General features: G+C 73.3%; 14 protein-coding genes. 4 read left to right on the forward strand and 10 right to left on the reverse strand.

All coding sequences use genetic code 11. The features are described 5' to 3' along the window. Window positions 1–32: 32 nt before the first annotated feature. The 3 genes from ACGF1Z_RS18640 (at window position 33) to ACGF1Z_RS18650 (ending at window position 2,710) form a co-directional block, all read left to right on the forward strand. Window positions 33–425: a tyrosinase family oxidase copper chaperone gene (locus ACGF1Z_RS18640; protein WP_393005173.1), complete on the forward strand. Its 393-nt coding sequence runs from the start codon at window positions 33–35 to the stop codon at window positions 423–425. Window positions 426–454: 29 nt separating this feature from the next. Then, window positions 455–1,375 (forward strand): grixazone synthase, encoded by a 921-nt coding sequence (gene griF, locus ACGF1Z_RS18645; RefSeq protein WP_393005175.1) that lies wholly within the window; start codon window positions 455–457, stop codon window positions 1,373–1,375. A gap of 81 nt (window positions 1,376–1,456) precedes the next feature. Beyond that, a complete protein-coding gene (locus ACGF1Z_RS18650) occupies window positions 1,457–2,710 on the forward strand; it encodes an MFS transporter (RefSeq protein WP_393005177.1) in 1,254 nt (417 codons plus the stop codon). A gap of 61 nt (window positions 2,711–2,771) precedes the next feature. Here the strand turns inward: ACGF1Z_RS18650 and griH are convergent, their stop codons facing one another. From griH to pdxH, 4 genes are all read right to left on the reverse strand, one after another. Next, window positions 2,772–3,878: a 3-amino-4-hydroxybenzoic acid synthase gene (gene griH / locus ACGF1Z_RS18655; RefSeq protein WP_393005179.1), complete on the reverse strand. Its 1,107-nt coding sequence runs from the start codon at window positions 3,876–3,878 to the stop codon at window positions 2,772–2,774. Window positions 3,879–3,911: 33 nt separating this feature from the next. After that, on the reverse strand, window positions 3,912–4,742 hold the full coding sequence (locus ACGF1Z_RS18660) for a 2-amino-3,7-dideoxy-D-threo-hept-6-ulosonate synthase (protein WP_393005181.1): 831 nt from the start codon (window positions 4,740–4,742) through the stop codon (window positions 3,912–3,914). Window positions 4,743–4,809: 67 nt separating this feature from the next. Then, window positions 4,810–6,072, reverse strand: a complete 1,263-nt coding sequence (locus tag ACGF1Z_RS18665; protein WP_393005183.1) for an aspartate kinase — start codon at window positions 6,070–6,072, stop codon at window positions 4,810–4,812. A 399-nt stretch (window positions 6,073–6,471) separates the two neighbouring features. Continuing rightward, window positions 6,472–7,098: a pyridoxamine 5'-phosphate oxidase gene (gene pdxH / locus ACGF1Z_RS18670; RefSeq protein WP_393005666.1), complete on the reverse strand. Its 627-nt coding sequence runs from the start codon at window positions 7,096–7,098 to the stop codon at window positions 6,472–6,474. A 237-nt stretch (window positions 7,099–7,335) separates the two neighbouring features. Here pdxH and ACGF1Z_RS18675 point away from each other — a divergent pair, with 237 nt between their 5' ends. Beyond that, complete coding sequence (locus tag ACGF1Z_RS18675; RefSeq protein ID WP_393005185.1) at window positions 7,336–8,445, forward strand: citrate synthase 2; 1,110 nt, start codon at window positions 7,336–7,338, stop codon at window positions 8,443–8,445. Here the strand turns inward: ACGF1Z_RS18675 and ACGF1Z_RS18680 are convergent. The 6 genes from ACGF1Z_RS18680 to ACGF1Z_RS18705 all read right to left on the reverse strand — a co-directional run bounded on the left by ACGF1Z_RS18680 (window position 8,415) and on the right by ACGF1Z_RS18705 (window position 14,311). Then, a complete protein-coding gene (locus tag ACGF1Z_RS18680; RefSeq protein ID WP_393005187.1) occupies window positions 8,415–9,455 on the reverse strand; it encodes an isopenicillin N synthase family dioxygenase in 1,041 nt (346 codons plus the stop codon). The two genes, ACGF1Z_RS18675 and ACGF1Z_RS18680, sit on opposite strands and share 31 nt — an antisense overlap. A 44-nt stretch (window positions 9,456–9,499) precedes the next feature. Beyond that, window positions 9,500–9,574 (reverse strand): putative leader peptide, encoded by a 75-nt coding sequence (locus tag ACGF1Z_RS18685; RefSeq protein WP_393005668.1) that lies wholly within the window; start codon window positions 9,572–9,574, stop codon window positions 9,500–9,502. Between the two features lie 500 nt (window positions 9,575–10,074). Continuing rightward, window positions 10,075–10,653: a TetR/AcrR family transcriptional regulator gene (locus ACGF1Z_RS18690; RefSeq protein ID WP_393005189.1), complete on the reverse strand. Its 579-nt coding sequence runs from the start codon at window positions 10,651–10,653 to the stop codon at window positions 10,075–10,077. Continuing rightward, a complete protein-coding gene (locus ACGF1Z_RS18695; RefSeq protein WP_393005191.1) occupies window positions 10,641–11,375 on the reverse strand; it encodes an enoyl-CoA hydratase family protein in 735 nt (244 codons plus the stop codon). Before ACGF1Z_RS18695 ends, ACGF1Z_RS18690 begins: the two co-directional genes overlap by 13 nt. Further along, window positions 11,372–12,958: a 4-coumarate--CoA ligase family protein gene (locus ACGF1Z_RS18700; protein WP_393005193.1), complete on the reverse strand. Its 1,587-nt coding sequence runs from the start codon at window positions 12,956–12,958 to the stop codon at window positions 11,372–11,374. The genes ACGF1Z_RS18695 and ACGF1Z_RS18700 overlap by 4 nt, the downstream gene beginning before the upstream one ends. Window positions 12,959–13,177: 219 nt before the next feature. After that, complete coding sequence (locus tag ACGF1Z_RS18705; RefSeq protein ID WP_393005195.1) at window positions 13,178–14,311, reverse strand: MFS transporter; 1,134 nt, start codon at window positions 14,309–14,311, stop codon at window positions 13,178–13,180.

Here is a 14,311-nt window from a genome sequence, read left to right on the forward strand (position 1 = left end):
CGGATCCGTTCCCCCTCAGAGAGGAATCACGCGTGTCCATCAAGCGACGCGACATGGTCAAACTGACCGCCGGCGCGGCCCTCGCCGCCTCCGCCGCCGCGGTCCCGTTCGCCACCGGCGCCGTCGGCGCCGACCAGGCCCCCGCCCAGGCCGCCGGCACCCCCGGGGGCGACTACACCGAGACGTACCAGGGCCGCACCATCCGGGTCGCGTCCGCGGCGGCCGGCGGCGGCGTGTACATCGACGGGCGGCCGCTGCACCTCATGAAGTTCGCCGACGACGCCTACCTCAGCTCGCTGTGCCACTACGAGATGGCGCCGACCCCGCTGGTCGCCGCGCGTCGCGCCGTCGAGGAGCTCCGCGGCGCCCACCTGCTCCCGAACGTCCACGGCGCCCACGTCATGGACGCCACGACGCCCGCCTGACCCGCCCGCCTGTGAAACGGAGCTCCGCCATGGTGCACGTACGCAAGAACCACCTCGACATGACGGCCGAGGAGAAGCGCCGATTCATCCACGCGGTCAAGGAGATCAAGCGGAGAGGCATCTACGACCGCTTCGTCGACCTGCACATACGCGTCAACTCCCAGGACTACCTGGACAAGGTGACCGGCAAGCGGCTCGGCCACATCAACCCCGGCTTCCTGCCCTGGCACCGGCAGTACCTGCTGCGCTTCGAGCGGGAGCTGCAGAAGGTCGACCCGCGGGTCACCCTGCCCTACTGGGACTGGACCATCGACCACGGCGTGGACTCCCCGCTGTGGGCCGACGACTTCATGGGCGGCAACGGGCGCCCCGGCGACCGCCGGGTCATGACCGGGCCGTTCGCCCGTGACAACGGCTGGGTCCTCAACATCAGCGTCATCCCCGTCGGCGACGAGAACCCGGCGCTGAACGGCAACTACACCCATGACGACCGGGACTTCCTCGTCCGCGACATGGGCACCCTGACCGACAAGCTGCCCACCCCGAAGCAGCTGGACGACACCCTGAGCCTGAAGGTGTACGACTCGGCGCCGTTCAACCACACGGCGGGCAGCGAGCCGCCGTACGCGAGCTTCCGCAACCACCTGGAGGGCTACACCAAGTTCGCCTGGGAGGAGAGCGCCGGCAAGCTGCACGCGGCCGGTCACGTCTGGGTCGGCGGCCACATGATGTACATCGGCTCGCCCAACGACCCGGTGTTCTTCCTCAACCACTGCATGATCGACCGCTGTTGGGCCCTCTGGCAGGCCCGGAACCCCGAGGTCCCGCCCTACCTGCCCGTCAAGCCCACCCAGGACGTCCCCGACCTCAACACCTCGCTGGGTCCCTGGCACACCATGACGCCCAAGGACCTGATCGACCACACCAAGTGGTACCGCTACGACAAGTGACACCCGGCAGGCGCCGGACCTCGGTCTCCCCGGAGGCCGGGGTCCGGCGCCTTCGTGTCTCCCCACCCTGTGGAGGTAATCGTGCTCGCCCGAAGACACTCCCCCGTGGCCGTCCTCACCCTGTGCTGGGCGGCCGTCTTCTTCGACGGTTTCGACGTCATGGTGTACGGCGCAGGCCTGCCGTACATGCTCGACGACCCCGCGTTCGGTCTCGACGCGGCGACCGCCGGCACCATCGGCAGCTGGACCACCTTCGGCATGCTGCTCGGCGCCCTCGGCTGCGGCAGCCTCACCGACGGCGTCGGGCGCCGCCCGGTGCTCGTCGGCTGCATCCTCGCCTTCTCCGCCGGCTCCGGCGTCTGCGCGGCGGCCGGCTCGGTCGGCGTGTTCGGCGCCGGACGCTTCCTCACCGGGCTCGGCCTGGGCGGCCTGATCCCCGTGTGCCTCGCCGTCGTCGCCGAGTTCACGCCCGGGCGCCGGGTGCCGCTGGCCACCGGCATCCTCATGTCGGCGTACCACGCGGGCGGCATGACCGCGACGGGCGTCGGCCTGGCGCTGGCCCCCGCCTACGGCTGGCGCTGGGCCTTCGCCGCGGGCGTGCTGCCCGCGCTCGTCGCCGTACCGCTGCTGCTGCGCTTCCTGCCCGAGTCACCGACCGTCCTGGCCGCCAGGGGCCGGGCCCGCCAGGGGCGGTCCGGGGAGCGGCGGCGGGCCGTGGCCGCGCTCGTCGGCCCCGAACACCGCACGTCCACGCTGCTGCTGTGGCTGGCCTCCGCCTGCGGGCTGATGCTCGTGTACGGCCTGAGCACCTGGCTGCCACAGCTGATGCGGGTCTCGGGCTACGGCCTCGGGTCCTCGGTCGGTTTCCTGATGGCGGTCAACGCGGGCGGCATCGTCGGCATGCTGCTGGCGGGCTGGGTCGCCTCCCGGTTCGGCGCCGTACCGGTGGCCGGGACCTGGTTCGTGCTCACGGCCGGCTCCCTGCTGCTGCTCTCGGTACGGATGCCGGTGCCGGTGACGTACGTCGTCGTCACCGTGACCGGGATCTGGCTCTACAGCGCCTCGACGATGGTCTACGCGGTGGCCGGCGGCTTCTACCCGGCGGCGCTGCGGGCCCCGGGACTCGGCTGGGTCGCCGGGGTCGGCCGGCTCGGCGCCGTCCTGAGCCCCTGGCTGGGCGGCTACCTCTTCTCCCACGGCCACGGGCGATGGGGGTTCTTCGTCTTCGCGGCGGCCGGCCTGCTCGGCGCGGTCGCGGTGCTCCTCAGCCGGGCGGTGCGGCGCCCGCCGGCCGTACCGGCACCGGAGGTCCCGGCCGGCACGGCCGGCGTGTGAGAACGGCCCCGGCCGTGCCACCCGTGAGGGGTGGCACGGCCGGGAGCGCACCGCGCGGGACCTACTTCTCCAGGCAGAACTCGTCGATCGGGTAGCCGACGTGCCGGTCCTCGCTCGGCAGGTAGCCGAGCACCACGTCACCCGGCTTCAGCTCCGTGCTGTTGAGCACGACGCCGTTGGGGCCGAGGACCCGGACGTGCCAGTCGTCCTGCAGGATCAGGTTGACCCGCTGCCCGTTGGGGGCCTCGGCGTCGATGGAGATCAGCGGACGGGACTCGATCTTCACCCGGCCGACCGTGACCAGACGCGTGTTGCCCTTCACGTCGACCGCGGTGACCTTGCTGCCGGCCTTGAGCTCGCTGAGGTAGTTGGTGCGCTCGTCCTTGCCCAGCGTGTACGAGTGGATCGCGCCGGCGTTCACCCGGAACGGGCGGGTCGGCATGTACGGCAGCGGGTGGGTCTCGCTGACGCACAGGATCATGCCCTTGGAGTGCGAGCCCACCAGGATGCCCTCGTCCTCGCGGAAGTGGGTGCAGGTGTCGACGCAGGCCCGCTCGCCCATGCCGATGTGGCTGGTCTCCACGATGCGCAGCTCGGTGAGGTTGACGTTCGGGACGTCGGCCTCGGCGGCCCGCTTCAGGGCGGCGGTGTCGCCGACCTTCGCCGGGGCCATCATGACGCCGTCCGAGCCGTGCTCCAGGACGCCGAAGATGATCTCGGCCTCCTCGACGTCCTGCGCGACGGTCACGAGCGAACCGGTGGACCGGGCGGCCGCCGCGATCACGATCTCCAGCGGGATCTTCGTGGGGTCGCGGAACAGCAGCACGCTCCACTTCTCGGTGCGCGCCGACTCACAGGCGTCCTCCAGGGTGGGGGCGTCGATGATCTCGACGAAGCGGCCGACCTCCACCTCGGGGTGCTTCAGGGCGAGCTCGGCGGGGGTCACGCCGTGCTTGGCGGGGTCGACGATGACGACGGTCGCGTCGCCGAAGTCCTCCGGCAGCGGCTTGTTCTGCGGGAACAGGACCTTGGTGATGGTCGGCGGCAGGTCCTTGAGGTGCGCGGTGTCGTCGGCGACGACCGCCTCCACACGGTGGTGCAGCGCCTCCTGGAGGATCGCCTCACGGGCCTCGCCGAGCGAACGGATGTCGAGCCAGCTGATCTTCACGGAACTCTCCTGATCTGTCGGTCTGCTTGCGCTTCAGCGAGTCGTCTGAGCGACGCGGTGCGGGTGGTGCGGCGGGGTGGAGGCGGTGGTGCGCCGTCCGTGTACGAGGTCGGAAAGCTTGTCGGTGAGGGCGCCCGGGTTCGGGGCCTGGAAGACGTTGCGGCCCATGGCGATGCCGGCGGCACCGCCGCCGAGGGCGTCCTCGACGTAGGCGAGGGTGGCCGCCTCGTCGTCGTTGCGGGGTCCGCCGGTCACGATGACCGGGACCGCGGCGGTGGCGGTGACGTCGCGCATCGCCTCGACGGAGCCGACGTACGGGCTCTTCACGATGTCGGCGCCGAGGTCGGCGGCGAGCTGGATCGCGTGGGCGACCAGGGCGGGGTCCCGCGGATTGGCGATCTTGGGGCCGCGCGGGTACATCATCGCGAGCAGCGGCACGTTCCAGCGGTCGCAGGCGTCGCCCACCGCCGCGAGGTCCGCGACCTGCTGCCGCTCCTCGTCGGCGCCCAGGTTGACGTGCACGCTGACCGCGTCGGCGCCCAGCCGCAGCGCCTCCTCGACGCCCGCGACCAGGTACTTGGCGTCGGGGTCGGGGGCGTGCACGGTGCTGGCGCTCAGGTGCACGATCAGCGAGGTGTGCGCGAACCACTCGGGGTCGATCCGCCGCAGCGCGCCCTTGTGCAGCACGACGGCGTCCACGTGGTGGCGGGCCAGGTCGCCGACGAGCTCGCCCACCCGGCTGCCGCCGGTCACGGGGCCGTCGGTGACGGAGTGGTCGAGCGGCACGACGAGGAGCCGGTCCGGGGCGTGGCGGTACAGCCTCCGCAGCCGTAAGCGGCGGGCGAAGGACAACTGCTCGGTCATCGGTTCTTCTCCCAGAGGGGGGCGAGGTGCGGGTGGCTCGGATGCGGGCGGCTCACACGGGCAGGGCTCACGTGCGGCTCGCGAGGGTCAGGGGGGTGTCGTCCGGCGAGCCGTCGAGCTCGAACTCGGTGTGCAGCAGCCGGACCGCCCGGTCCGCCTCGGCGCGCGGCACGGTCACCGAGATGCGCAGCTGGGAGGCGGAGAAGGCGCCGGCGCTGATGCCGCGGTCGGTGAGCGCGGACAGCATCCGGGCCGCGTACTGGGGGCGGCTGAGCAGGCCCTTGCCGACGATCGACACCTTCGCCACCGTGTCGTCCACGGTGAGCGCGTCGGCGCTGTCGGCGGCGTGCGCGGCGAGGAACTCCCGTACCGCCGCGACCCGGGTGTGCGGCACGGTCATGCCGATGGTGTGGCCGCCGCCGCGCTCCTCGTGCACCGAGGTCATGTCCGCGGGTACGGCCTGCTGGCCGAGCGCGCGGAAGACGGTCAGCGCCGGGTTCTCCGACGTCCGCGCGGTGCGGACGGTGACGCGGGCCGCGTCGTGGTCGTGGACGACCGCCATCACGGCCGCCTGGGTCTCGAGCATGGTGTCTCCGTCCGTCGCGTGGATACGGGTGCCGACCTCGGGGGCCGCGGAGTGGCCGACGTGGATGTCCAGGCCGCAGAGCGCGGCGAGTTCGACCGCCCGGGAGTGCATGACCTTCGCGCCGGCGAAGGCCATCTCCGCCATGACGTCCATGTCGAGCCGGTCCATCAGCCGGGCCGTCGGGACCAGGCGGGGGTCGGCGGTGAGCACGCCGGGGACGTCGGTGTAGATCTCGCAGTGGGTGGCGCCGAGTTCGGCCGCGACGGCGACGGCGGTGGTGTCGGAGCCGCCGCGGCCCAGCGTGATGATGTCGCCGGCCGCGTCGACGCCCTGGAAGCCGGCGACGACCACGACCCGGCCGGCGTCGAGGAGCCGCACGGCGCGCTCGGTGTCGATGGCGACGATGACGCCGGCGCCCGGTGGTCCGGAGGCGAGGATGCCGGTCTGGGCGCCCGCGAGGGCGGTCGCCGGGGTGCCGAGCCGCTGCAGGGCCATGGCCATGAGCGCCGCGGAGGCCGCCTCGCCGGTGGCGAGGAGCTGGTCGAGCTCCCGGCCGTCGGCGTCCGGGTTGATCTCGCCGGCGGTGCCGAGGAGGTCGTCGGTGGTCTTGCCCTGCGCCGAGACGACGACGGCGACGCGCCGGCCGGACGCGGCGACGCGGGCGATCCTGCGGGCGACCCGGCGCAGGTGTCCGGTGGTGGCCAGCGAGCTGCCGCCAAACTTCTGCACCACTGTGCTGCCCATGACTCCCCCGCTCGTCGGTGAACTCGTGCCACCGAGCCAACCCGAGCGCCGTATCGGGCCCCGTATTGCGCGGGCTATCCGGAGCGCATCGGGGTCGCATCGGAGCGTGACGGCGAGAAAAAAGGGGTTGAAGGAGGAGCGGAGAGGTTCTTAGGGTGTGGTCACACGCGAAAGGAGGTGATCCGAAAAAATGGTTTCTTTTCGGACTCGTGAGGTGACTGCGGGCTAAGGCCTGCCGTCGCACTCTGTGCACCTCGGCAGGCCCTCTGCCGAACACCAACGCAGTCACCCGACCCGTGGGCCGCCGGTCAGTCCGGCCGGCTCCCGTCCGGACCTAGGCGGACGGGACCCAGGCCCACGGGTCGTCTGCGTCTCCGGGGCCCGGGGCGGGGCGCGCCGTCAGGGCGCGAGGCGCTCCACGCGCCAGGATCCGGCCTCCCGTACGTACCGCAGCCGGTCGTGCAGGCGGTTCTCGTGCCCCTGCCAGAACTCCACCGTCTCCGGCACCACCCGGAAGCCGCCCCACTCCGGCGGCACCGGCACCTGCTCGTGCTCCGGATGGCGGGCGGCGAGCTCCTCGTAGCGGGCGAGCAGCTCGGCCCGCGACCCGATCACCGTGGACTGGTGGCTGGCCCACGCCCCCAGCTGCGAGCCGTGCGGGCGGGTGCGGAAGTAGGCGACCGTCTCGTCGCGGCCGGTGCGGGCCGCGCGGCCGGTGACGATGACCTGGCGGGCCAGCGGGTGCCAGGGGAAGAGCAGGGACACGTACGGGTTGGCCGTCAGCTCCCGCCCCTTGCGCGAGCCGTAGTTGGTGTAGAAGACGAATCCGTCCTCGTCGTAGTGCTTGAGCAGCACCGTGCGGGAGGACGGGCGGCCGTCGGGGGCGGCGGTGGAGACGACCATCGCGTTGGGTTCGTGGATCGCCGGGCTGCCGGCGGTCTCCTTGAACCAGCGCGCGAACTGTTCGATCGGTTCGGGTGCGAGGTCGGCCGGGGTCAGCTCCAAGGTCCGGTACACCTCGCGCATGTCGGCGGGATCGAGAGCGTCGGTCACGGGCCCATCCTGCCGTAGCGGCGGAGTTTGCCCGGCACCGCGTGGCGCCAATCCTTCCTCGCCGGATCGGAGGAGTGTGCCGGATGTCACCTTTCCCCGCATCATCGAAACCGTACAGACTCGTCCCCTGGATCGCTGTTGCCCTCCACCAAGCCAACGCCCGAATGATTGATCATCGATCAGTTGTTCTCGTGAATCAGGAGCCGCCTCATGTCCGACTTCGTACCCGGGCTCGAAGGAGTCGTCGCGTTCGAGACGGAGATCGCCGAACCCGACAAGGAGGGCGGCGCCCTCCGCTACCGCGGGGTCGACATCGAGGACCTGGTCGGTCACGTCTCCTTCGGCAACGTCTGGGGCCTGCTCGTCGACGGCGCCTTCAACCCCGGCCTGCCGGCCGCCGAGCCGTTCCCGATCCCCGTCCACTCCGGTGACATCCGCGTCGACGTGCAGTCCGCGCTCGCCATGCTCGCGCCGGTCTGGGGCCTGAAACCGCTCCTGGACATCTCCGCCGAGCAGGCCCGCGACGACCTCGCCCGCGCCGCCGTCATGGCCCTCTCCTACGTCGCGCAGTCGGCGCGCGGACAGGGCCTGGCGATGGTGCCGCAGAGCGAGATCGACAAGGCGCAGTCCGTCGTCGAGCGCTTCATGATCCGCTGGCGCGGCGAGCCGGACCCGAAGCACGTCAAGGCCGTCGACGCCTACTGGACCTCGGCCGCCGAGCACGGCATGAACGCCTCCACGTTCACCGCCCGCGTCATCGCCTCCACGGGCGCCGACGTGGCCGCCGCCCTGTCCGGTGCCGTCGGCGCCATGTCCGGCCCGCTCCACGGCGGCGCGCCGTCCCGCGTCCTCGGCATGATCGAGGAGATCGAGCGCACCGGCGACGCCACGGCCTACGTGAAGCAGGCCCTCGACAAGGGCGAGCGCCTCATGGGCTTCGGCCACCGCGTCTACCGCGCCGAGGACCCCCGCGCCCGCGTCCTGCGCCGTACGGCCAAGGAACTCGCCGCGCCGCGCTTCGAGGTGGCGGAGGCCCTGGAGAAGGCGGCCCTGGAAGAGCTGCACAACCGGCGTCCCGACCGCGTCCTCGCGACCAACGTCGAGTTCTGGGCGGCCATCGTCCTGGACTTCGCCGAGGTCCCGGCGCACATGTTCACCTCGATGTTCACCTGCGCCCGGACGGCCGGCTGGTCGGCGCACATCCTGGAGCAGAAGCGCACCGGCCGCCTCGTCCGCCCGTCCGCGCGCTACACGGGCCCCGGCCAGCGGAACCCGCGCGAGATCGAGGGCTACTCCGACATCACCGACATCACCGGCTGACCGTCCTTGACCAGCAGGTCCGCGTGGTGCCGGGCCGCCGCCAGCGGGTGGGCGCGCAGCTTGCCCTTCAGCTCGTTGAAGCCGTACTCGGCGAACAGGGGGTTCGCCGGGTCGGCCGTGACACCGGGCGCGGCGGCGGCGTACGGGAACTCCAGCGGGGCGATCCGGGCGTCGAGCCGCGGGTTGTAGAAGAACGGGACGGAGAATCGTTCCGTCGCCCCCGGCGGTGACACCACGCGATGGTTGGTGGCGACGAGATACCCGTTCGTCGCCACCTCCAGCAGCTCGCCCAGATTCACCACGAACGCCCCGGGCAAGGGGGGCACGTCGTGGAAGAGGCCGTCCTCCCGCTGCACCTGGAGCCCGCCCACGTCGTCCTGGAGCAGCAGGGTCAGGAAGCCGTAGTCCTTGTGCGCGCCGACGCCCTGGTCGTCGCCCTCGCCGCTGCTGCCCGGGTAGCGGACCAGCTTCAGGTGCGGGTGGGCGTGCGCGCCGAAGTCCGCCTCGTAGTAGTCCGGCCGGGCGCCGATCGACGCGAGCAGCTCGTGCAGCAGGCGCTCGGCGACACCGGAGAGACGCTCGATCCAGTTCAGCGCGGCGAGCCGCAGTTCGGGCAGCGCCTCGGGCCACTGGTTCGGGCCCTGCAGCCACCAGTACGCGGGCTCCCCCGCCGCCGGTACGTGCGCGGGCCGCTCGGCCCCGATGTCCAGCTGGTCCCGCCAGTCCCGGGCCCCGCCGGTCCGCTCGTCGCCGATCCTGGTGTACCCGCGGAAGTGGGGCGAGTGCGTGGTGTCGAGCGCCAGCCGCTGCGCCTCCGGCAGCGCGAAGAAGGCCCGCGTCGCGGACGTCAGCGCCTGCTTCTCGGCCTCCGTCACGCCGTGCCCGACCAGCTGGAAGAAGCCCACGTCATGGGCGGCGGAATGGAGCTGCGCGTGCAGCAGCCGCCGGGCCTGGGGGCCTCGGTCGGCGGCGGAGAGGTCGACGATGGGGAGCTGCGAGGGATAACTCATGGTGTGCGTCCGCGGGGGGTGTACGAGAGGGGTGGGGCGACGGGTCAGCGAGAACCCGGACAGCCCATGCTCGCGACGCGGAGGAGATCCACGTGGCGGCGACGTACGAGCGAAAGCATGCGACAAGCGTACTGCGGGGGCGGAGGGGCGGCGGGGGCCGCACCGTGTCGGCCGGATCACGCCGACGGCCCCGGCCCGCCGCCCGGAAGGACGCCCGCCGCACGACGGCGTGGCGGGGCCGGCCGGTCAGCGCAGGGCCGGGGCGCGCGACGGCAGGGCTGGGGCGACCGACAAGGGCGGGACGACCGGCAGGGCGGGGCCGGGCGCAGGCAGGGCGGGCGCGGCAGGCGGGGCGGGACGACCGGGAGGGCGGGCGCGGCAGGGCGGGGCCGGGCGGCAGGGCGGGGCCGGGCGCAGGGCAGGGCCGGGCGCAGGGCGGGGCCGGGCGGCAGGGCGGGGCCGGGCGCAGGGCAGGGCCGGGCGCAGGGCAGGGCCGGGACGCAGGGCGGGGCCGGGCCGCAGGGCGGGCGCGTCAGGCAGGGCGGCCCGGGCGCAGGGCGGGACGACCGGACGGCGGGACGACCGGCAGGGCGGGCGGGGCGGGCGCAGGGCCGAGCCCTCAGCTCAGGGCTTCGTCCAGCAGGGTCGCCCACTGGGCCACGACCCGTTCGCGCCGGGCGCGGTCGTCGGTCAGGAGGGTGGCGAGGCCGAGGCCGCGGGCCATGTCCAGAAGGCCCTGGACGGATTCGCGCACCCCCGGGCGGGACTCGTCCGCTCCGAGCAGCTCGACGGCGATGCGGTGGGACTCGCGGCCCACCCGGGCCTCCAGTTCGGTGACGCGGGCGCGCAGCTGGTCCTCGTTGGAGGCGGCGACCCACAGATGGAGGGCGGCCCGGAAGAGGGGGCCGGTGTAGAGGTCGACCAGGGCTGCGACGACCGCCCGGCGGTTCTGGGGGGGCAGGGTGCGCAGGGCCTGGGAGCGTTCCTCGGCGACGTACTCGACGGCGGCCGTGAACAGGTCCTCCCGGGTCGGGAAGTGGTGCTGGGCGGCGCCCCGGGACACCCCGGCCCGTTCGGCGACCGCCGAGACGGTGGAGCCCGCCCAGCCGTGCTCGGCCAGGCAGGCCACCGCCGCCTCCAGGAGCCGCTGCCGGGTGGCGCGGCTCCGGTCCTGCTTGGGGCCGGTCAGAGCCGCCACGTCGGGTCCCGTCGTTCGAGGAAGGCCGTCATCCCTTCACGCGCCTCGGCCGAGGCGAACAGCGAGGCGGAGAGCTGGACCAGCTCCTCCGCGTCGCGCTCGAAGGTCTCCAGGACTTTAGCCGTGACCAGCCGCTTCGCCTCGCGCAGCCCCTGCGGGGAGGCGCCGCGCAGCCCGTCGAGGATCGCGTCCAGTTCCTCCGTGCCGGCCGTCACGAGGCCCATGGCGCGGGCCTGGGCCGTACCGAACCGTTCGCCGGTCAGGTAGTGGCGGGCGGCCGCGCGGGGCTCCAGCTTCGGCAGCAGCGTCAGCGAGATCACCGCGGGCGCGACCCCGATCCGGACCTCCGTGAGCGCGAAGTCCGAGCCCTCCGAGGCCAGGACGATGTCGCAGGCGCCGAGGATTCCGAGGCCGCCGGCCCGGGCGTGCCCGTCGACGACGCCGACCACCGGTTTCGGCAGCGCGACGATCTGCCGGAGCAGTTCCACGAAGGCGTACGGCCCCGGCGGGGCCTTGAGGTCGGCTCCCGCGCTGAAGGTGGCGCCGGTGTGACCGAGGACCACCGCCCGGACACCGGGGTCCTTGCCGCACGCGCTGAGCGCGTCCGCGAGCTCGGTCACCAGGGGCGCCGAGAGCGCGTTGCGGTTGGCCGGGGAGTCCAGGGTCAGGGTGGTGATCCCCCGCTCGGTGGCGATGCCGACGAGGCTCGTTTCCGTGCTCATGCGCGGTCCCTCAGTTCCCGGCGCAGGATCTTGCCCGACGCCGCTCGGGGCACGGTGTCGATGAACTCCACGTGCCGGATCTTCTTGTACGGGGCGACGCGCTCGGCCACGTACGCCATGACGTCCTCGCCGCCCAGGCCGGCCGCGGCCGGCTGGCGGACCACGAACGCCTTGGGCATCTCGGTGCCGTCCGCGTCCGTCACGCCGATGACGGCGGCGTCCGCGATTCCCTCGTGGGTGAGCAGCAGCGCCTCCAGTTCCGCCGGGGCCACCTGGAAGCCCTTGTACTTGATGAGCTCCTTCACCCGGTCCACGACGTACAGCCAGCCGTCCTCGTCGACCCACCCGACGTCCCCGGTGTGCAGCCAGCCGTCCGCGTCGACCATGGCGGCGGTGGCCTCGGGCCGGCCGAGGTAGCCCTTCATCACCTGCGGGCCGCGGATGGCGATCTCGCCCTCCTCGCCGGGCCCGGCGTCCTTCGCCGGGTCGTCGAGGGCGACGAGCCGCATCTCGGTGGCCGGCAGCAGCTTGCCGACCGTGCCGGGCGGCGGGTTCTCCGCGGAGAGCGGCACCAGGTGCGTGGCCGGGGACAGTTCGGTCATGCCGTACGCCTGGAGGATCGGCGGCAGCCCGAGCCGCGCCGAACAGGCCTCGGCGAGCGCCGCGTCGAGCGGTGCCGCGGAGCTGACGATGTACTTCAGGGACGACAGGTCGTACTGCGCGACCGCCGGGTGCTTGGCGAGCGCGAGGACGATCGGCGGCGCCACGTAGAGGGCGTTGATGCGGTGCCGTTCGATGGCGGCGAGGAAGCCGTCGAGCTCGAAGCGGGGCAGCACGACGACGGTGGCGCCGCGCCGCAGCGGCGCGTTCATCAGGGCGGTCAGCCCGTACACGTGGAAGAAGGGCAGGACGGCCAGGATGCGGTCGCCCGGACCCATCGGCATGAACGGTTCGAGCTGGGCGAGGTTGGTGGCGATGGAGGCGTGGGTGAGCATCACGCCCTTGGGGACGCCGGTGGTGCCGGAGGAGTACGGCAGCGCCGCGACGTCCGTCGCGGGGTCCAGGACGGGCTCCGGCTCGGGCGCGGTGGAACCGAGGAAGGCCTGGAGCGAGCGGGCGCCGTCCCCGTCCGGCGCGGCGTCGCAGACGAAGACCTCCTCGATGCCGCCCGCGAGTTCGGCCGCCGCGCGGGCGGTGGCGAGCAGCGGCGACACGGTGACGATCCACCGGACGGCCGAGTCGCGCAGCTGCTTGGCGAACTCCTCGGGCGTGGCCAGGGGATGCACGGTGGTGACGGACGCACCGGCGCGGGTGGCGGCGTAGAACGCGACCGGGAACAGCACGGTGTTGGGGCTGTGCAGCGCGAGCACGTCGCCCTGCCGGACACCCGCCTCGGCGAGCCCCGCGGCGACCCGCCGGTGGAAGGCGTCGACCTGTCCGTAGGTGAGGGTGAGCGCCCCGTCTCCGCCGGCGCCGTCGATCAGCGCCGGCAGGTCGCCGAACTCGGCGGCGCGGCCGAGGACGGCGTCGTGGATGGGGAGGGAGGCGACCGGGACATCCTCGTACTCGCTGCAGAACACCATGCGCGCGTGGCCCCTGACTCTGGGTGGGTGGTGGCGACGGAACGGCTTGTACGGGTACGGCTCGGGAAGACCCCGGAAGGTCTTGGCAGGACCCTGGCAGCCGGACGCAGAACAAGCAAGCGCGCATGCATGATTCGACGTGGGGGCCGGAGCGGCCCCGGAACCCGGCCCGGGGCCGCTCCGCCCCCGCGGGCGGCTCTCGACGTGCCCGCCGCACCCCTACGAGGCGACCGCCTCGCGGCCCGCCGTCCGGATCACCAGGGTCCCGGCGAGCGCGGCCGCCGCGATGAGGGTCGCGAAGGCCGTGGAGGCCGTGACGACGTCGGTGGCGTCGATGGCGTATCCCGTCAGGATGGGCAGGATGCCCGCGAACAGGTAACCGCCCGCGCTGAGCGCGGCGTTGGCCTCGGCGAGACGGGGCGGGGGGACCTCGGTGGCCAGCCGGGTGAAGCCGCCGTACTGGCTCATGCCCTGGCCGGCGCCCGCGAGGATCGCGGCGCAGCCCAGGGCGGTGAGGGACCGGGAGTGGACCGCGGCGGCCGTGCCGAGCATGGCCAGCCCGGTGACGACTCCCGCGAGGGTCAGGACGCGCCCCGTCGGCAGCCTCTTGGCGAGGAACTGGACCGCGGTGGACGCCCCGAACATCAGGAAGCCGATACCGCCGGTGACCAGGCGGTCGGAGGTGTGCAGGAGCGAGCCGAGCAGGGTGGGGCCCAGGGCGAGCAGCAGCGAGGTTCCCGTCATGCCGGGGGCGTAGGCCATGAGGCTCGTGACGAGGCCGCGCCGGTTGGCGGGGGGCACGGAGGGCAGGCGCAGCCATCCGGGGCCGTGGCCGTGCCGTCCGGCGGGAGCGGGGCGGGGCAGGAGCAGGTGGACGACGGCCGCGGCGGACAGCAGCAGCAGGCCCTCGGCCACGAAGGCGGTGACGGTGGGGGCGCCCAGGTACTGGGAGACGGCCCCGCCCACCAGCGGGCCCGCCGCGAGGCCGGTGCCGATGGAGACGGACGCGGCCAGGGACGCCTGGGCGCGGCGCCCGGGGCCGCCGACGTGGACGACGGCGGCGGTGCCGGCCGAGAGGACGGCGCCGACGGCCACTCCGGTGAGCAGCCGCGCGACGATCAGGGTGAGGACGTGACCCGCCGCCATGAACAGGACACAGGAGACGAGGGCGGCCGCCAGGGCGGGGCCCAGGACGCGGCGGGCGCCGTACCGGTCGGCGAGCGCCCCGGTGAAGGGGAGGGCCAGGAGCAGGCCTCCGATGTAGGCGGCGAAGATCACGGTCGTGGTGCCGGTGGAGTAGCCGATGCGGTGCTGCCACAGGCCGAGGAGCGGGGTCGGGATGTTGGACAGCAT

The organism is Streptomyces sp. NPDC048018, assembly GCF_043202995.1.
Classification (GTDB): domain Bacteria; phylum Actinomycetota; class Actinomycetes; order Streptomycetales; family Streptomycetaceae; genus Streptomyces.

Bases quoted from the DNA above. Each gene is read 5' to 3' on its own strand.
- griF (WP_393005175.1), top strand. From the start codon at position 455: ATGGTGCACGTACGCAAGAACCACCTCGACATGACGGCCGAGGAGAAG.
- ACGF1Z_RS18660 (WP_393005181.1), bottom strand. From the start codon at position 4,742: ATGACCGAGCAGTTGTCCTTCGCCCGCCGCTTACGGCTGCGGAGGCTG.
- ACGF1Z_RS18665 (WP_393005183.1), bottom strand. From the start codon at position 6,072: ATGGGCAGCACAGTGGTGCAGAAGTTTGGCGGCAGCTCGCTGGCCACC.
- pdxH (WP_393005666.1), bottom strand. From the start codon at position 7,098: ATGCGCGAGGTGTACCGGACCTTGGAGCTGACCCCGGCCGACCTCGCA.
- ACGF1Z_RS18675 (WP_393005185.1), top strand. From the start codon at position 7,336: ATGTCCGACTTCGTACCCGGGCTCGAAGGAGTCGTCGCGTTCGAGACG.
- ACGF1Z_RS18680 (WP_393005187.1), bottom strand. From the start codon at position 9,455: ATGAGTTATCCCTCGCAGCTCCCCATCGTCGACCTCTCCGCCGCCGAC.
- ACGF1Z_RS18695 (WP_393005191.1), bottom strand. From the start codon at position 11,375: ATGAGCACGGAAACGAGCCTCGTCGGCATCGCCACCGAGCGGGGGATC.
- ACGF1Z_RS18700 (WP_393005193.1), bottom strand. From the start codon at position 12,958: ATGGTGTTCTGCAGCGAGTACGAGGATGTCCCGGTCGCCTCCCTCCCC.
- ACGF1Z_RS18705 (WP_393005195.1), bottom strand. From the start codon at position 14,311: ATGCTGTCCAACATCCCGACCCCGCTCCTCGGCCTGTGGCAGCACCGC.